Annotated in this window: 18 protein-coding genes and 1 pseudogene; 9 read left to right on the top strand and 10 right to left on the bottom strand. The window is 58.0% G+C overall.

Annotation, left to right across the window (positions count from 1 at the left end; all coding sequences use genetic code 11):
* Window positions 1-427: 427 nt before the first annotated feature.
* From G7Y85_RS20750 to G7Y85_RS12620, 3 genes and pseudogenes are all read right to left on the bottom strand, one after another.
* A pseudogene (locus G7Y85_RS20750) lies at window positions 428-514 on the bottom strand (hypothetical protein); the annotation flags it as partial.
* Between the two features lie 12 nt (window positions 515-526).
* Window positions 527-898: an IS66 family transposase gene (locus G7Y85_RS12615; RefSeq protein ID WP_166257452.1), complete on the bottom strand. Its 372-nt coding sequence runs from the start codon at window positions 896-898 to the stop codon at window positions 527-529.
* 412 nt (window positions 899-1,310) lie between these two features.
* Window positions 1,311-5,753 (bottom strand): RHS repeat domain-containing protein, encoded by a 4,443-nt coding sequence (locus G7Y85_RS12620; protein ID WP_166257455.1) that lies wholly within the window; start codon window positions 5,751-5,753, stop codon window positions 1,311-1,313.
* A 526-nt stretch (window positions 5,754-6,279) separates the two neighbouring features.
* On the opposite strand from G7Y85_RS12620, the gene G7Y85_RS12625 reads away from it, so the two are divergent.
* The 6 genes from G7Y85_RS12625 (at window position 6,280) to G7Y85_RS12650 (ending at window position 10,658) form a co-directional block, all read left to right on the top strand.
* Window positions 6,280-7,443 carry a pyrophosphatase gene (locus G7Y85_RS12625; protein ID WP_166257458.1) on the top strand — a complete coding sequence of 388 codons (1,164 nt, stop codon included), beginning with the start codon at window positions 6,280-6,282 and terminating at the stop codon, window positions 7,441-7,443.
* Between the two features lie 114 nt (window positions 7,444-7,557).
* Window positions 7,558-7,839, top strand: coding sequence for a hypothetical protein (locus tag G7Y85_RS12630; RefSeq protein ID WP_166257461.1), 282 nt, complete (start codon window positions 7,558-7,560; stop codon window positions 7,837-7,839).
* An 18-nt stretch (window positions 7,840-7,857) separates the two neighbouring features.
* Entirely contained in the window at window positions 7,858-8,220 is a 363-nt protein-coding gene (locus G7Y85_RS12635) for a helix-turn-helix domain-containing protein (protein WP_166257464.1), read from the top strand.
* A complete protein-coding gene (locus G7Y85_RS12640) occupies window positions 8,213-9,232 on the top strand; it encodes an ImmA/IrrE family metallo-endopeptidase (RefSeq protein ID WP_166257467.1) in 1,020 nt (339 codons plus the stop codon). Before G7Y85_RS12635 ends, G7Y85_RS12640 begins: the two co-directional genes overlap by 8 nt.
* Before the next feature lie 71 nt (window positions 9,233-9,303).
* On the top strand, window positions 9,304-9,879 hold the full coding sequence (locus G7Y85_RS12645) for a C1 family peptidase (RefSeq protein WP_166257470.1): 576 nt from the start codon (window positions 9,304-9,306) through the stop codon (window positions 9,877-9,879).
* Entirely contained in the window at window positions 9,876-10,658 is a 783-nt protein-coding gene (locus G7Y85_RS12650; protein WP_166257473.1) for a thymidylate synthase family protein, read from the top strand. Before G7Y85_RS12645 ends, G7Y85_RS12650 begins: the two co-directional genes overlap by 4 nt.
* On the opposite strand, the gene G7Y85_RS12655 is transcribed toward G7Y85_RS12650, so the two are convergent.
* Window positions 10,635-11,321 carry a uracil-DNA glycosylase gene (locus tag G7Y85_RS12655; protein ID WP_166257476.1) on the bottom strand — a complete coding sequence of 229 codons (687 nt, stop codon included), beginning with the start codon at window positions 11,319-11,321 and terminating at the stop codon, window positions 10,635-10,637. The two genes, G7Y85_RS12650 and G7Y85_RS12655, sit on opposite strands and share 24 nt — an antisense overlap.
* 27 nt (window positions 11,322-11,348) lie before the next feature.
* Entirely contained in the window at window positions 11,349-11,645 is a 297-nt protein-coding gene (locus tag G7Y85_RS12660) for a DUF4031 domain-containing protein (protein WP_166257479.1), read from the bottom strand.
* A 66-nt stretch (window positions 11,646-11,711) separates the two neighbouring features.
* On the opposite strand from G7Y85_RS12660, the gene G7Y85_RS12665 reads away from it, so the two are divergent.
* Window positions 11,712-11,966 carry a Rossmann-fold NAD(P)-binding domain-containing protein gene (locus G7Y85_RS12665; protein ID WP_166257484.1) on the top strand — a complete coding sequence of 85 codons (255 nt, stop codon included), beginning with the start codon at window positions 11,712-11,714 and terminating at the stop codon, window positions 11,964-11,966.
* A gap of 452 nt (window positions 11,967-12,418) precedes the next feature.
* On the top strand, window positions 12,419-12,859 hold the full coding sequence (locus G7Y85_RS12670) for a hypothetical protein (RefSeq protein ID WP_166257487.1): 441 nt from the start codon (window positions 12,419-12,421) through the stop codon (window positions 12,857-12,859).
* Here the strand turns inward: G7Y85_RS12670 and G7Y85_RS12675 are convergent.
* From G7Y85_RS12675 to G7Y85_RS12695, 5 genes are all read right to left on the bottom strand, one after another.
* Window positions 12,834-13,199: a hypothetical protein gene (locus G7Y85_RS12675; protein WP_166257490.1), complete on the bottom strand. Its 366-nt coding sequence runs from the start codon at window positions 13,197-13,199 to the stop codon at window positions 12,834-12,836. The genes G7Y85_RS12670 and G7Y85_RS12675 overlap by 26 nt on opposite strands.
* Window positions 13,200-13,255: 56 nt before the next feature.
* Window positions 13,256-13,834: a hypothetical protein gene (locus tag G7Y85_RS12680; RefSeq protein ID WP_166257493.1), complete on the bottom strand. Its 579-nt coding sequence runs from the start codon at window positions 13,832-13,834 to the stop codon at window positions 13,256-13,258.
* A 174-nt stretch (window positions 13,835-14,008) separates the two neighbouring features.
* Entirely contained in the window at window positions 14,009-14,191 is a 183-nt protein-coding gene (locus tag G7Y85_RS12685; RefSeq protein ID WP_166257496.1) for a hypothetical protein, read from the bottom strand.
* 98 nt (window positions 14,192-14,289) lie between these two features.
* A complete protein-coding gene (locus G7Y85_RS12690; RefSeq protein ID WP_166257498.1) occupies window positions 14,290-15,633 on the bottom strand; it encodes an AAA family ATPase in 1,344 nt (447 codons plus the stop codon).
* Complete coding sequence (locus G7Y85_RS12695) at window positions 15,630-16,739, bottom strand: TnsB C-terminal domain-containing protein (protein WP_166257500.1); 1,110 nt, start codon at window positions 16,737-16,739, stop codon at window positions 15,630-15,632. Before G7Y85_RS12695 ends, G7Y85_RS12690 begins: the two co-directional genes overlap by 4 nt.
* A 160-nt stretch (window positions 16,740-16,899) precedes the next feature.
* Between G7Y85_RS12695 and G7Y85_RS12700 the strand changes: the two genes are divergently transcribed.
* A complete protein-coding gene (locus G7Y85_RS12700) occupies window positions 16,900-17,691 on the top strand; it encodes an abortive infection family protein (RefSeq protein ID WP_166257502.1) in 792 nt (263 codons plus the stop codon).
* The last annotated feature ends 272 nt before the right edge of the window (window positions 17,692-17,963 follow it).

Below are 17,963 nucleotides of genomic sequence, written 5' to 3' on the forward strand. Positions count from 1 at the left end.
CCACGATGCTCTGTACGCCCAGATAGATGCCGGCGAAAGTGCACTGCGGTATTGACACTCACTTGTCGCTATAGCCGACAACTGCTATCGTATTCACGGAATTTAATGATTCCAAAAAGTTGTCGGTTAATTCCGGCGACGCACACTACGAGAGTAGACCACAGCCACCGTCAGGTGGCTGTTTTCTTTTGGGGGCCAGCCAGGTGACTGATCCGACTTGGCGCAGCAAACGAAGTCTAGTCGATAGACTTTGCCTTCGATCGCATTGCCTCTGGTCGCGCGCTCAAGTGCCTGGCCATTGCCGAGCATGTCAATAAGATAGTAAGCGCGACCTAAGGTATCGTCACGCGCAAAGCGTCGTAAGCGTCTGCCGCGGTCACCTTGAAGCCGGATTGACGCTTAATTAGCCCGTTTTGTCTGGCGACCGTCAGCGATGCGGCAGCAGCTCACCGATGCGGCGATTGAGAAGGGCCGGCAGACGCGTGAGCACGTCCGTGAACAAAGCGTGCGGATCATGGCCGTTGGCCTAGGCGGCTGCGATCATGCACATGATCGCAGCCGCGCGCCGGCCGGCCGATTTGGAGCCGGCAAACAGCCGGTTCTTGCGGCCGAGCGCAATCGGCCAGATCGCGCTTTCGATCGGATTGTTGTCAGTCGGGTAACGGCCGTCGTCGAGATAGCGGGTCAATGCCGCCCAGCGCCGCGGGGTGTAATCGATAGCCTTCGTCAAATCCCTCTGGCGAAGGGTGGACTGTTGCAGATGAATCAACCAGTCCTTGAAGGTCGCCAGGTGCGGCGCGGCGTGTTGTTGGCGCCAAGCCTGTTTGGCTTGTACATCCAAAGCGCTGATGGCGTCCTCGATGCGGTACAGTGCACCGATCCCGGTGATGGCTTCCATCTCGCCGTTCTCCTCGTCTGTGGGTGAGAACAGCGCAACTCGGAAGGTGTCTACGACAGACGCTTACGATATACGCGCCCTATGAATGTTCGTTGTGAATTCGAGACATCCGGCGCAATGCTTTTCGGTTATTTCGCCCTACGGCTCCGGCGGGCGCAATCCCGTCAGCTCGACCCGATCGCGGGCTACGAGTCCCTATTAAGATACGAGCGAAATAATCGATAAATAGCGAACACCCCGGCCAAATACACAATCCACCCAAAAATCGTGATCGGCGACAGCCACACCGTAGTTGCTTCTAGGACCCTCACGCCTGATCTCGCGCAAGCGTTTAGAAGCAGCCACCAGACGACGAATGATGTCACCGCCGCCGCAAGCAAAGTAGTTAACGTCCTCATAGAATAGCTCAGGGCTAGTGATTGGTCGCTGGAGAATTTGGCGTTCCGTTGCCTAGCGGAATTCCCAACGGATTCACACTCGGATATCGGATGGGTGAAACGCCGCACTGGCTGTAGCACTGCTTGTGATAGTTGTCGATTGTCGAATCTGTTGGCGCGGTGTAGCAGTTCTTTCCAGAACTATCACAAAACGTCCCAACTTTACTTGGGTCTTTGCGCGCATTCTGGTCCGAATCGATCAAGCAACTTCTAACGTTGTCCACTTTATCCTGCGGCACCCCCCACAGCAACGGGCTGGCGTATGGGTAGTTGCACATCATGGGAGCCGTGTAGCAGTAGTAACTCGACTGACCGTGGCTCGCTGAGCAGGCTTGGCTGTAATATGCGCATTGTGTTGCTAGACCTTCTGGGTCCACGAAGCTCAGCGGATTGCCCTGGACATAGGCATAAGTGTTGATTCCGCCCTGCAGGCCGATCGGATCTGATTCGATATATCGACCTAGGGCTGGATCATAGTCCCGCGCGCCGTTATGGAATAGTCCGGATTCAGAATCATAGTATTGGCCCGGATATCGAAGATTCCAGGTAAATTTGAAGAGCTGACCATTCGGCCGTTCATTTGGCGCACCACCGCCGAAGGGAACGGGGTCCCAGGCCCAGACTGCCTTCTTATTCGCATCGTCAATCTGCCGCGTCGCGTTGCGCCAGTCTGCATGGATGGCATAGACAAGATTGCCCACGGACAAGACCACGGGCATGTCACCCAGATAGATAACCTCGGCGATGATCGTTCCTGAGCCGTTGTACTCAGCGATGAAATGACCTTCGCTGTCGTAGACGTAGTGGCTCGTGCTTCCGTCCAGCACCTTCTCCACACGCTCTCCCAGGCCATCGTATTTGTAACTGGCACTGTGGCTGCTTGAAGTAAAGGCCGACAACCGGCCGCCGGCATCGTAGGTATACGCGCTTGACCCAGAGCTCGACGCGCTGCGACTGCCGTTGCTGTCGTAGGCGTAGCTGAGCCCCACACTTTCAATCACGGCCTGGCCAACTCGGTTGCTGTTCGATTCAACCGTAAAATTCGTTGTTATGCCTGCAACCGTCTGTTGATCGCGGTTTCCGTTCGCATCGTACGAATAGGCAAAGTTACCAAGTGGATCGGTATAGCCCGTGACGCGATCCAATGCGTCATAGTCCAGCGTGTGCGAGTCCGTCAGTACCGAAAGGTTCCCGAGTGAATAGCCGGTGATTCGCGAACCGGCGTCGTACGTAATCGACGAATCGACCGGATCTGATGTGATGCGTCCATCCAAATCATAGCTGCGCCCAGTGGTTTCTCCGTTGGCGTGCGTCCAGGTTTTCGGGCCTCCGAACGGTTGGTATGCAATATTGCTGACAACAGTTTTTGTCGTTGATCCGCTCTTGAGCGACAGGCCAGTTATCTGCCCTTGGCTCCACCCGTAAAGAACGACCTTCCCGGACGGGAGCGTCATCGAAACCAACTGTCCCGTCACCGCATCGTAGCTCCAGCTCATGCTCGACGAAAAACTGCCGAGGACAAGCGATTTCTTGACGACGCGGCCGTGCTCGTCGTAGGCGAAGTCGAGCGTAGACCCACTCAAGCTGTCGACGACACGCGTCAGATGACCGATCCCCAGCCCGTGCGCGGAATCATGCAGATCCCACGTCAAGCTTACGGTACTGCCGTCAGCACGTGTGACCAGCACGAGACGATTCAGAGCGTCGTACTGATAGTTCGTGAGTTGGCCCTTGGCATCCTGGCGTTGCAGCACATTGCCGGCGCTGTCGATCTGCCCCTGCGTTGTGATTCCGGTGTCCGGACTATTGATCTGGCCGACACTGCCGAACGCATCACGCGCGTAGCTCGTATTCAAGCTGCGCGGATCGCTGATTCCGGTGATCTGGTCCAGGGCATTCAACGCATACGCGGTATCGTTCTGGCTCGGATCAGTCACCCGATTCAGTCGATTCAGCGCGTCGTACCAGTTGGTCGTTTGATGCGAAAGCGGATCGCTGACGGTCTTTCGATTTCCGTTGGCGTCATACCCGAGAACCGTGGTTTCCCCGCTGTATGCACCAATGTCCTTCCACAGCCGATTCAGCGCGTCAAAGAGCTGCTGGTGGGTTTGTACCAACACACCGCCGGCATCATGCACGTCCGTCTGCACGGCATTTCCCATGCTGTCCAGGGTGTAGTTGATGTGGTTGCCGAGCTGATCGCTGATCTGAGTAACGTGATGCGCGGAATCGTAGATGTAGCTGATCGCGCTGCCGTTAGGGAAGCTGATAGTCTTCAGATCGCCGGTCGGCCAATATGCAAGACTTGTCGTTTCAGAGGCTACCTGGATCGATTTAAGCCAGCCCCTTGGCCAGTAGGTCAGTTGTGTCACGACCCCGTTGGGATCGGTAACCATGGTCGGCCGGGCACCGTCGTCGTAGCTGTTGAAGGTCGTGACGTGCCCAAGCGCATCGGTGAGAGCGTGTAGCTGACCCGACTTGCCGTCGCCGGCTACGATCGGATAATAGCTGCGCGTCGTGACGTCGGCGACATCAGTGCGCGGACCATCGGTGATTTGCGCCTCACCGAAAGACGTGTAGTTTGAATACGTCGAGGTACGGCCGGCCCCTGTAGCCGTATCCGTTACGGCCTTGCTCACCAGATTGCCGTCCGAATCGTACTCGTAAGTCGTACTGCGACCAGGTTCGTTGATGATGTGCGGCAGTCGGAAATTCGCGTCCCAGATCGTGGTGATTTCGCGCTGCTGAGGCGTGCCGAATGCCTCGATTCGGCTGGTCTGAAGTTGCCGGTCGTAGTCCCAGTCATACTTCGTAACGTTGCCGTTGAAGTCCGTGCTTTGGGTCATCAGGCCGTACTGGCCCAGGGTACGACTCTTGATTCCGGGCCCACACTCCTGGCACGGCTTGTCCACGGCCTTCAACACGAATCCGCTGGCGCCGGTGTCTTGATAGGTCAGCGTACGCTGAGTGCCTTTTGGATCGGTGACGACGATGCTCTCATCGCTCGCATAATCGAAAAGGTAGTGCGGCGGCGTCGATCCAGACTGTGATCCGAGCTGAACGCTCGTTACTCGTCCTTGCGCGTCGTATGTCCAGGCCCGATACAGATCGCCATTTTGGTCGTAATAGGCGGTCGGCTTATCAGGGTTTTGGGAATCTGCGTAGACGTATTTTGCCGCGGCGCCATCAGGTGACGTGAAAGTTTCGTTCATTACGCCATCGACAAAGGTAATGGCGTCCGAGTAGTCACCGCCACCACCGGGGTACGTAGCTGTCGTGGTCCAGCTATTTAACGTGTTGGTCTGTGAATCAATGTCGATCTCGCTATCGAATAACATCTCATGGCCAGCGCCGTCTTCGACCTTGGTCAGCGTCAGGAGTGACGCGCCGTCGGGGCTCGGGGCCCACGAATAGTGGAGACTTCGCCCGTTCTGGGCGCGATATAGAATCATTGCGCCACGGTCGTCGAATTTCTCCACCGAGCCATCGATCGCGCTCAAGATATAAGTGGCGCCGTCACTATCGGGCGCAGCCAAATGTTCAAATGTGGAGCTAATGTTCGCAGGAGCGATCCACTGTGCCGTTCCGCCGCTAAAGTCAGGTGCGCCGAATGTCACGACGCCGCCATCTGGCCAGCACACATCCCATTCGACCCAATCCAGATGTCGACCTGGACCTCGCGCTGCGCACAGCCTCGGAAGCGTCGGCAAGGGCCACGCCAGATATCCTGTTGCCTGCATGATATTTGGCTGAAATGACGATGACCCGAGTGGAAGGTCGACGTCGGCCACAGCGGACTCGTCGCCGTTGTTTTGCCTGACGCATTTTGTACAGTCGGTTCCCGGAGTTTCAGGAAGCACAGTTAACTCAATGTGATGCTTCTCAGCCACGCAGTCGCCGTTTGCCGGGGCGAAGGTCACCGTCACAGTCGATGTCGCCCCTGCCTGTGCATCGGGTCCAGCAAAAAAATCGACGTGGCCGACACCATCTGGCACCGGAATCGGATTCTGGTCTACCGTGTAGTGGACGCCCGGCGGAAGACCACCATCTACAACGACGGACACTGGGCCACAGGTACCGCCATCCGATATTCCAATTGTGCCTCGCGAGTTAAAGGCGTCCGTATTTATCGGAATTCCATAGGCTTCATTTACTTCGTGGAGCCCCGATTTTGCGGTCGTTCTGCGTACCGCCGTTGACGCTATTGATCCTGCGTGCGGGTCGGATACTCGCGTGCCGATCAGTTCCGGCATTGGCTGTACATACTTGCCTAGCGAGGTAGCGGCAATTAATACGCCAATCGACTGATCGGAACGTTTCTCCACCTTGGAGACATCATTATCGGTTTGCGAACAACCCGAAGCAGCAATAAAAAGCAAGGCGGTAAGCAGCCGACAGGCTTCGCGAGCGGTCAACATGCGGATCATCCTCAGATCAGGTGCCGCATTGTCATGACTCGTCGAATGCAGTGTGTCCGGAAGCGGACAAAAGGCGGGTAAGCGTCTGACGGCCGGCTCAGTAGCTCCCCTGGGACCTTGCCGTCGAATCAGGAGGGGGTCAGCTTTCAACGAGCGGAGAGAACATTATCTACGTCAGCTTCTTACAGGCGCCATCTCTGCTCACAAGAGGCCGAACAAAACAGCCCGCACTAATCAACCTCGCACGGGCATCAACACTTAATCGCTATTCAGCTTCTCCAACAAGAAGAAGCGCTGCCATCCCGATCCCCTTTGTGATCTATGTCACGCTGAACCGAGCCTTTATCCAGGCTATTCGACTGGCTCTTAAGCATCTATGACATGGTCTCGTTTGCGCTTAGCAACGAGCAATTGCCGGGCGCGGCCCTGTAGACCTGAAATACTAGAGTCCCCGCGGGGTGAGTGCCGACGATGGGTCTACTTGCACTGAGGCCGTGAGCGGCGCTCGGGCAGATCGGAGAGGGATATGGATATGGATAACTGTGGCGACCGTCGGACATCGGAGCTATTCAGGGAGTTCCTGGACAACGTCAAAAACACCAACGAACTGAAACAAGGCGACGTCACTGCAATCCGCTTCGGCATTTTTGGCGAGGTCGGCGGCATCGTGGCGACCGCCAAGAAACTGCGCCGCGACGAGAAGGCCTTACCAGGCCCTCGGGAGGCTGCGATCGAAGAGTTTGGCGACGCGCTCTGGTACGTTGGAGCGCTCTGCCTCAACCGTGATGTTGGGCTTGACCAGGTATTCAGCGAGGTCATGCACGTAATTAACGAGTCGTACACCTTCGCAGGTTCTGCCGCACCGACCCCGAGCGCACGAGACCCTTTGCTCGTCGCACTGGATGCTCGCGACGAATCCTTGCTCACACTAGGGAAGGCCGCCGCTGACCTGCTCAATGTTGGCGAGGATCGCGAGGCCGAGCTGCGGCACCTACGTGCCTTTGGCTGGGCCTACGCTGGCGCCCTGAGTTCCTGCGAACTCAATTTCGAGGTAGTGGTTCGGGAAAATATAGCCAAGACCAGCGGCGCTTTCGGCAAACCTGTCTTCAAGAACCTTCCCCGTTTCGATAATGATTACCCCGCGCACGAGCAGCTGCCCGACGTCATCGAGATCTGGTTTGTAGAGCACGACAGTGGCGTCAGCTATATGAGCTGCAATGGCGTGTTCGTCGGCGACCCGCTGACTGATGCCATCGAAGACGAGGACGGCTACCGTTTCCATGACGTTTTCCACTTGGCTAACGCCGCCTTCCTGAATTGGTCGCCCGTCACGCGGGCCCTGCTGAAACGAAAGCGCAAGAGCAAGAAGAGCACCGATCGCAATCAGGACGGCGGACGCGCGACGGTCGTCGAAGAGGGCCTAACGGCTTGGCTCTTCGCCAAGGCCAAGAAGCTCGAGTTTCTGCAAGGCCAGAACAAGGTCGCCTACGACATCCTCAAGACGATCCTCGACTTCGTCACTGGTTATGAAGTCGACAAGGTCCCGCTCAAGCAATGGACCACGGCCATCCTCGAGGGTTACGCGGTGTGGCGTCAAGTCCATGCCAATCAAGGCGGTATCGTCACTGCGAATTGCCGCGATCGAACGCTCACTTATCAGCCCCTGCCCCCAGACAGAGTATCTAAGTAGATGAATTTAAAGTGTCTTTTAAAGTGATCACCGTTTGGCGGAAGGTCGTTGCGGTTTGTTCGATTTTCGAACAAAATGACTTCAGTTCGTTAGAATGCCTAACGGGGAGGCCCCATGGATGCGATCAATGAAGGTGAACTGAAGCGGATGTTGGGTGACCACTGGGATTGCGAGATGGGAAAAACCGAGGACGGCGAGGAATCACCGTTCCCAGTCGACAGCGGGATGGACTCGGTGTCGGCCGTACATGTCTTGGCCAAAGTCATGGAGCACAGTGGAGCAAAAAAGATTCCGGTGACGGTGATACGCAAGGGCGGTTACGTAGACAAGGATGACTTCGTGTCGACGCTTTCAGCGTCGTTGATGACGTTCTTTGCCGGTACGAAGAAGCACTAATCCCAACCGGAGCAGGCGATGAGCACCAATGAACAGAGCGAGCGGGTCACGCTCGGCCAGCGAATCAAGGAGACCCGTGACTATCTTGGGTTTTCGCAGGACGAAGTAGGCGAGGTTCTGGGGATTTCGAGATCCGCCGTGTCACTGATGGAGAGCGGGCAGCGGAAGACGGATGCACTAGAACTGCAGCGTCTCGCTAAGCTGTTTGAGCGGCCGATCTCTTTCTTCACCGGGGAGGATCTCGCCATGGAAAGCCGGAATGTCGCGATTCTGGCGCGCATGGCCGGGAAACTAGAGCCAAGCGACCTAGAGGAACTGCGCAAATTCGCCGAGTACCTTGAGGCGCGCGCGCAGGCCAAGGGTAAGGGCAAAAATGGCTGATACCCGATCGGCGGAGCTGCAGGCGGCGGAACAGGCGCGACTGATCCACGATCAATACGACACGCGCAAACGTCTCGTCCACAGCTACGGCGGCCTGGATGTGTACCGACTGGCCGAGGATCTGGACCTACCGGTCCGCTTCACCAAGCTCAAGGGGCTGCTCGGGTTTTATATGAACGAGCCGATACCCGGTATCGGCGTAACAACGGAACGTCCACCAGCGGTCCAGCGCTTCACTTGTGCACATGAACTTGGGCACCACTCTCTGGGGCACGAGACGGTGCTGGACGTTGAAGCCAACATCGCCTTTGGTCGTGGTGCGCCGGCCGCCAATGACATAAAGGAATACCAGGCCAACGTGTTCGCGTCGCATCTGCTGATGCCGAAATGGCTACTGCATGATCGCGCCAAGGATCTATTGAAGGCCGGCCTGCGTATTCCCGACCCGCTTGCGGTCTACCAGCTTGCCTTGCGCCTAGGCACCAGCTACCAGGCAACCGTGAATACACTGTTCTGGCGCAATCTCATCACGCGCACGCACCGCGCGAACCTTTTCGCGATCCAGCCGAAGGAGATTAAGCAGAATATCCTTATTGACGTGGCTCTCGCAGGAGACTGGCACCGCGACGTGTGGTTGCTGACACCGCACGATGACGGCGGGGAAGTGCAAGCGCGCAGCGCCGACTTGATCGTCATGCGCGTCCCCGAACTAGCCGCTTCCGGCTACGTCAACGACTTCCGCGTCAGCGATTCGGCGAAGGTGCTTCTCACCCGTACAGAGGCACCTTCTGGGGCGGCAGAGCATATCGGCGGCGCCCTTGAGTACACGGCGATCGCCAATCTGGAGTTAGCCGGCAAGTCGGCGATGACGGTCCGCCAACGCCGGCCATGGGAGCCCGCCGAGAATGCGTCCGTGGCGATGAGCCTGAACGTAGATGTCGCGGCAAAGATTGCCGGCGGTATGTCTCACGATGCCCGAGTGGCCCGCATGAAAGAGGCATCGGCGCTCTGATGATCACTGCTTGTGTAGACCACTCCAGCAGTCTCGGCCCGGTACGCGACCAAGGCAGCCGTCCGACCTGCTTGGCGATCGCCGCCAGTGATGCACATGGTCGCCTGATTCCGCCCGGCACGATCCTGAGCCCTGAATACGCGTTTTACTTCGCGGCCGAGCGCCAGAAGCCGATGGCGTACTTCCGAGGCCTACATGCCCCGAAACTCTACGAGGCGATCGCACACGACGGTCAGCCAGCGGAATCAGCATATCCCTACCAAGACCGAGTGTCGGCATACGCCAAACTGGTGTTACCCCAGGTCGCCGCGAACGCGCCGATCTACCGGAGATCCGCGATACCGATGGCGCTGGCGGACCTTAAAACCCGCCTGATGGGCGGCATTACTCCGGTGCTGCACCTGGAGACGACGGAGGGCTTTCGCGACATCAACCAGCACGCCGGTGTTCTGGAGTACTCGGCCAACGATCCCGTCGTGGTGCGACACGCCGTCGTCGCCGTCGGCTTGGGCAAGAATGCCGCTGGTGGCGAGTACGTGATGGTCCGCAACAGCTGGGGCTCCGGCTGGGGGCTGAACGGCCACGGCTGGTTGTCCGAGACGTATCTGAAACACCGCTACAAGGGCGGCGCGTACTACACGCCATGAGTGAACTCTATAAAGTCGAATCGGTCGCGGAAGCTTGGCTCACTGGAGTTCGGCACCTGTTGAATAGTCCGGGCCACACCGATTACAACGTTATCCTCGAAATCTCAGCGCCGATGAAGGTCAATGACGGCGAGGCGATGGTCTTTAAGTCCGTTGACGCCATGCTGAAGACATCAGGTAACCAGACGCTGGAGACGGTTGCCAATACGATCTTTCCGCACGGCCTCTACCGACGCCACGGCACGCCGGCGTTCTACGACATCTACAAGAAAGAGGTCTATCCGGCTATCCGGCAGCTCCGCGAAAACCGCTGGGGAACGTATGCGCATCGCCTGATGCATCGCGAGGCCCCCAAGGGGAACATAGTCAATCCGGTCGACGTGATTATCCACCGGATCAAGACGGAGACGCGGGGTGTGCAGAAAATGCGCTCGCGCTTCGAACTGAACATGGTCGATCCTTTCATCGATCTCAACCTTTCGGATCCTGGGCTGCCTGGCGATACCTACCGGATGGGCGGCCCGTGCCTCAGCCATCTAAGCTTCAAAATGCGCGAGGACGGCCAACTGGCCCTGACAGCGTTTTATCGTTCGCACTACTACGTCGAGCGCCTGCTCGGAAACCTGATGGGCCTGAGCCACCTGATGTCGTTCGTCGCCAAGGAAGCAAATGTTGCGCTCGGGCCGCTGACGGTGATTTCGTCCTATGCCCTTTTGGACACTGGTAAGGAACGCGGGATCGCGGAGTTGCGCAAGCTAGTCAATCAGTTCCAGCTGTGATGCCAAAGCGCCAGTCCTGTTGGCGGCGCAGTGCTCCGAATAAATGCGGCGCAGGCCGGCGACGAAGTCGGCCTGTCCGCCATAGCTGGGATGACGTACATAGGAGCATGGCAGCCCCGCGTTCGCCAGAGCGACATGCGCATCGTTGCCAATCGCCACGAAGTGACGCGGCTTGAGGACGTCCACCAGTTCCATGTTGAACGACCAGATCTGCGACAGCTCGCCGCGGGTATGGCTGCGATTGCTCAGCGGAGCCTTGGCTTCGTGTGGGTGCAGGGGAAACGCATTCCACATGAAGGGCAGCTGGCCGATCTCCTCGACCATGCTCCAGACTACCGTCGCGGTGCGCTCGATCACCATTTCGCTCGCGGTGGCCTTCCGAATACCCCGCGTATGGAGACGGGCCGCCAGCAGCGGCAAATGCTTCTCGTCGGTCAGCGCGATGCCAGTACGGCGCCCGCCACGGTGGCCAAGATCGCGGCCAAACCAGATCGAATCGACGCCCTGCTGGACGGCAAGTGTCAGGTAGGCGCGCAGGCTCTGCAGCCTGATCTGTGCCGACTCGGCATGATCGTGGATTGGGCAGATGTCCCGATACGGGTTGAAGACGTTCTCAAGTTGGACCGCCGCCAGGCGCGCGAGGAATCGGTCGATCGTCTTCATGCCTAGTCCTTTCAATAAAAATCGTCGCTACAGCAATGACAGTTGCTCCACATTCTGCGACGGGTGATCCCGCTCTGTCCTCAGGCGCGTCGACAGCCGAACCACCATCAGAGGATCAGCTTCCCGTGCCCCTAAAGCCAGCGCTTTGGCGCGCATGGTATCCGTGATGTCGTAGTGCGGATACTTGGTATGCCATTGGTACCACTCCGCCTTCAGTCCCAACCGCCTAGCGAACCGATGCAGCTCGCCGAGCGAATCCGCCAAGAGATGGCACCAAAGGCGTCCCCGCCATTCCCAGGCCGCATCATCGACGTATACCGTCACGCTGAGCTTTCGGATAAGTTAGTATGTATGAATTGTATCATACAATTCATACGTTAATCAGCATTTATGCCCAAACGGGATGGCGTTTTTCGTTCCACGTACTCGTTGCCACCGGATATCGGCGAGCGCATCGACGGATTGCGTAAAAGGGCCGCCCGCCACGATGCGCTCTTGAACAACAGCGAAATCATCCGTGCCGGCATTGCCGCGCTCGAGGAGGCGACGGACTCCCATTTCAAGCAGCTGGCCAAAAGCGTCGTCAGGCTGACACCGGGCCCGGCGCCCAAGCGTCGAACCGCGATGCGCAAATCGGGATCATGATTTGAGCTAGGGGCGGGCTAGATTGTTGGGCTATCGCGAAAGCTCCGCTTTCGCGGGTGGTTTCATGCTCGCGTAGTGCACGGCAGGAAACGGTGTTGGCACACATGAAGATTTCATCGGTTCTGGCCTATGCCACTCCCGCTCCTGAGACCGGTGACGGCACGCGTAAGGCACCGGCGCCGTTTAAGTTCTCCAGACAGCCGATGGCCGATGGCCAAGCGCGATGCCGCAGGCGAGCCAGCGTGGCGGTTCATCAGCGATGGACGCCGAGTGGGCGAGACGCGCAGCGGCTCAATCGAGCGCTTGCGCGAGACGACGTAGCGCCCGGATGCAAGATTCTTGAAATTTTACCGGCCATCCACATGAAGAATTGCCAGACCGATCTGCAGTGAAAGACTCATCGCGCTTTGGCCTGCAACACTCACAATGATTACAAGGTCAAAGGACAGAAGATGAATTTCAGTCAGAAGCAAAGAGTTGTCAGCACTTTGGTGTGCCGAGAAGCCAAGTTCAAGAAACACTTCGAGACGTTCAAGGAAATGCTGCTCATCGTCGCGAAAGAGCCGAGCAACCGTCTTCCCTTCAACGAAGACAGAGATATCAACGGAACCCTGCAGATCACACTTGCGGGACGAGACTTCCGTATCAAGATGCAATCACCGCGTCTGGTTGCCGGAGAGGTTGAAGACAGCTTCAAGATCGTCGCCGAGCACATCACGTCGGATCTAAATGGTCAGCTGCAAGGAAAACTCGTGATCGAAGTAGCCGTTGACACGCTGGGCAACCTGCGGATGACACCGGACGGACAGTTCTCGGAGCACGTCAATCAGCCGGCCCCGGCGGTTCAATTCCTGACGACGGCGCTGTTCAACACGATCGAGGCGGCCAACTAAGGTCGTCGATCGCTACAGTAGAAGAACGCCGTCGCCGGCGGCGAGAGCCGCCGTCATTCAAGGCGAGGAGGCAAAAACGGCGCTTGCGATCCCGCAGCATGTTGTACAGCTTGGTGAATTCGCTCTTGAAGGCTGGCGCGAACGCCCTAGTAGAGCGCGTCCTGGGGATCGCCGTGGAGCGGCCGGAAGTGTTGTCATCAATGGAGCTTTCAATGCTGCGCGCTTCCGTAATCGCGTGTCGAGAGATGCCTGGACTCGTCTGAGCCACCTGGCGATCGGGCAGTTTCGTATCCGCAATCTTGATGTCGAGCGCGAACTTTCCGGACTGCTGGATGAACACGCGATGGCGCTCATCGAAAGATTGAAGGTCAATCCCACGGCGGAACCCACCTGACGCTACGCGCCTTCACGCCACTTCAGATAGGCGCTGCGCAACGCCTGAGCGTCGCTGTATGCGTTGTGCCGTGCAACGGCCTGCTGTGCACTAAAGAAGGTGTCCATGCTCGTCGACAGGCCCGGAAGATCTTCCAGAAGGATCCACGGGGTTCCGGACGGCGCAACGGGATCCAACAGCCATGCGTCACCGGCCCAGTCGACCGCGAACGCCGGCAATTTGCCCGTCGCTTTGCTTCGCGCCCGCAAGTAGTCAGTCATAGCTTCCCCAAGCCCTTTTGGGGCGTCGAACCGTACGGTCGACGCGACAGCGTCCAGGTGCAGAAGAACTTCGTCGGTAACGAACGATGAGCAGACTCTCCGAATCTGCGGTGTCAGCCGCCGTGTTGCGTAGAACACCAGCGGCTCGACGCTGTCGAGCGCAGTGATGCCGACTGACAGTAACTCCACGGAACGCGCCCAGTCCCAAATGCCTTCATGCCGGTGAGGCAACCGACTGAACTCAGTATCGACAAACAGGACGTCGTAATCGCGACCCAGATCACGATTCGGCGCCAAGAACTCGCGACGGGTCACGGGCACCGTTGGACTCCTGGTCGAAACAGTCGCCCTCCGAAATCCATCATGCTAGGGTCGCTCCGGACCGCTGTCGCTCCAGATCGCCTACCTCCGCGCGGAAACGCAGCTGAGCTGACATGCGGGTGAAACCCCCATCGAGGGCGCCCCATACATGCATCGTCGGCGCTTTGCATTGATCTATTTCGAGGTCTTCTTTCGGTTCGAATCTTTCCGTTCCCCCGGAGTATCGTCCCATCCCTGATTGGGCCATTCCCGCCCAACGGCAGGCATGCGCTCCCATTCGATCATGTCCGGCGTTCGCTGTAACTTCCGGCGGCTGACTTTCAGTAGCTCGTCGAGCGACTTGTTGCGCTTTTTCATGCCATTTTCACTCCAAGCTGAGCCCGGCAATACGCACAGCGAACAGGCGGAGGGTGACCGATGAGAGCTCATCTCAGGCCGCGAGATTGCCGGTAGTGCTAGTCACCATCAAAACGATTATGCGCCTCGATCAGGCTTCGAGCGGTCCGCTCCTTATGCTTCTTGATCGACACAACCTTGCCAACGGCATCCGTCTTCCCGCGCTGCTCGGCGGCGAGCCGCCAGCCGCTCCGTTCTTCCGCGGTCATCGACTTTTCCAGCATGTGCCGCGTCAAGACATTCAGCTTCTGGTCGGCGGTCGCGGAGCCCGCCTTCGGGGCCGAGTCCTGTCGCAGCTCTTCCGGGCAATGCAGGTCCAAGCGCCGCGTGGATCTCCATCCGGCGCCATCTGCGATCTCATGGATCGCCTGGATGTCACTGCGCGCTGAGGCGAATGCCCGTGAGTGGAACGCGTCCCGCACGTGCTTCATCGTGATCGCCTTGGAAGCTGACTCCCTGGCGATCTCATAAGCGATGCCCAGCAGCCGATGCAGGTTCCGCGGCAGACATCCGCTGAGACGACCAAGCTCGGCTGCCTCGCTTTCCGCGTCAAACCGGAGGTATGCCCGCAAAACCGATCCTGTTCCGTTGACGATCAGCCGCCAGCCCTCTGATTCTGGCCGCTCCGGGGTTAACACCGTCACTCGCGCGAGCAGTCGATCCCGGTCTTCCTGCGGGCGCTCCAGGAGCCGATGAATCAGGCTGAAATTACAGGCGTATGCCACGGGGATGCCGGTCGCCCGCGCCGTCAGCAACAGGCTCGTCACACGAGAGTTAGCGGCGGACAGGGTACCGTGCTGGAACTCATCAAGATTCAGGCCGGCGACGCCGTCTCGGTATCCAATCTTCTTCAGCTGCGCCATCAGCCGCTCAACGTGGCTGCGGGCATCGGCTTCGATATCGAGCTGCTCGGCGATTCTGGCCAGCAGCCGACGATCCGAATCGCCCGGAACGACCGTGGTGGAAATAAATCCCCGAATCACCAGCGGATCGTGGGCATCGTCCAGTTGCGTGGTGCGGTCGTTGCCAATCAGCCTCTCCATCGCCCGGAACAAGGCTGACTTGCCGATGCCGGCGAGACCGACGATGCACATCGGCGGCGAGATGGGCACCTCCAGATTCTTGTCGTAGCATTTTCGAAGGAATGCACGCCGATCGAAATACCGGGCGTCGGAGGCCGCTGCGGCATTCGCCCCCAGCGCACTCAAAACCGCAGCCGTCTTCGGCGTCACAATGAACAGCCGATCAAGTGCAATCCGTATCCGCTCCGCTGCAACTGCGGTGTTCACGGCATCTAGGTCGCTGACGGGCCGAGGAATATGCTGGGCTATACGGACGATTTCATCGAGATCATCAAATATGATGAACCGGCTCAGCCACGGATTGTCGGAACGATCGTTCACCGTCCCTCCGCGACCTTGCCGATGGCCCGGGTCTCGGCTCGCGCGTCCGTTGTCCTGACTTTCGCCCGCCCTTGTTGGCGGACTCTCGTTTCGGCGGCGCGCCCGAACACCGCTTCAAATCGTTCGTCCAAGTCGATGGCGACCGCGTCCTGATGTTCCCGCAACGCCGCCTCGTCGCTCTGATTGCGGCGATGCAGGGACTTGAGCTCCTCGAGCGTAAGGTAGGTTTGCGCCTCGCCGTCATCGAACGGGAGCGACCAGGTCACTTCGATGAGCGCCCCCTTCCATTCGATCCAAAATTGCCGGATGCACATCGGCATCACGTAGGCGGTGACGGTCAGCCTCCCCTCTGCGGCCGCAACATCGAGGATGCCGGAAGCCCACAGCGCCGGCGCCCGAAAGATCTCCCCGTAGTACTCGATGCCGCTTGCTGTGCAAGGCACCTCGACCTTTGGCAGCAAGCGAATCGCATCCCACTCGTCGACGCTGCAGCTTTCTGTGCGACCGTACCGCTCAAGATACGTCCAGACGCCAATCGGCGTAGGCAGCACGCCTTCGGCCACCATTCTCGGGGTTCGTTTGACCTGGACGCTGCGGTTGGCAACCAGAAGCTTCTTGATTTCCTCGACCGCGAGTTCGATCGGCGACTTTGTCGAGCGCAAATAGGAGGGAGCACCGGAGAGCTTGTCGCGGCGGCGATGGCTGCTTTCGATGATTGCCTTCGACTGGCCCGCGTAAGCGGGCGCCAGCTCCGAGAAAGCAATTTCTTCGAGGTCTATGAGCGAGCCTGGCCCTCGATCCACAACATGACGCGCCGGCCATCCTCGGGATGGCCACTCCGCCGGCGAGATGATGAGTCCGAGCCAAGCGCAATACTTGACCTTGTCGATGGCCATGCAAGCCAGTGCCATCTGATAGGCCGCTGCTCGTTCGCTGTTAAGGCTGAATCCAATACCAAGAAGCATGCGGCTGACCGAGTCGATGATTCTTACGACAGTGAGCTTCGGAAGCAGCGCTCCGGTGATCCCGGTCGGATGGACCTCCAACACGTATGCGTCGGCTTCCACACACTCGAGCAGATTACCGAGATGTTCGGTGAACCGCATCGGACAAGTGCTCCGTGCAGCATGGAAGCAAGTGTCAGGCTCAGACCTAGTCTTACTCTCTTCCGGTAGGGATCAACGGTTGATCAACCTTTTTGAAATGGTCACGATCTGACTCCTTCTGTACGGATTTTCTAATGTCGAAGGTACTAGGGGGGAATGTGTGCCTGAACTGAAGCGGTCCCAGATCCGAGCTATCGAGGAAGCCATGGGCTATCCCCGCGGGTATGGATATGTCCTCGATTTTTCTGATCGCACCCTTGAGGAATTCTTCGATGAAGAATTTGGCGTGGAAATCTTTGCGTCTGAAAACAAGATCAACGGTGGTTCCAAACGAAATTGCCTGACCACATTCTTGGTCCAGGCGGATTCCCACTTGGCACTTCGAGTGCTTCGCGCCTTGTGGGACCGGCGTGAGGGACTTCTGGAATCAGCACCGAGTTCGGAGGAGGCGGCAGCGGCACGTACTAAATCCCCGGCGTTCCAGGACGTAATTTCATCCCTCCAGGGCGATCCGGCACCACTGACTACCGCCGGAGTCGAAGCATTTGCCAAAGACCGCACGCTTGAAGAACTGGTCGCCGATATCGAACGGACACTGGCCGCGAACAAGCCGGAGGTCGCCATTGATCATCTGCACACCTACTGCATGAAGAAATTTGCGCACCTGCTCGAAGTTCGCGGTGAAACGTGCGAGAAAGATGAACCGCTCCATTCCCGTTTTGGCCGCTATAGAAAATGCTTGGAAGCGGAGCAAGATCTTCACGAATTCACGACGCGCGCACTCAAGACGTTTATCAGCCTTTTGGACAGTTTCAACGACTTGCGCAACAACCATTCCTTGGCACACGACAATCAATTGCTCGCGCCGATGGAGGCCAGGTTTATTTTCAGCAGCATCAGTTCAATCTTGGTTTTGCTGCGTGCGCTCGAGGCTGGCCGATATGGCGAATAGAAAAAGTCAGGCGATGGGTGCTTCCGCCGTGGGACAGTCCTGCTGCGAGGGTGGCTGTCGCAGACGGGGATTAGCCTTCTGCGATTCCGTTGTCTCGTGGATGACTTTCGGACGTATTCGGATCAATCGCTGCTTGTTTTGCGATGCAAGGTTGAATCCTGGCAGCTCCGAACATGTATTTCTTAGTGCGCTCGGGGGGCGGCTGGAGACGAAGCAAGCCCTCTGTGGGATTTGCAACAACCATTTCTCCTCATCTGCGGGCGATAACGTTG

Source organism: Solimonas terrae (assembly GCF_011067135.1).
GTDB lineage: Bacteria > Pseudomonadota > Gammaproteobacteria > Nevskiales > Nevskiaceae > Solimonas > Solimonas terrae.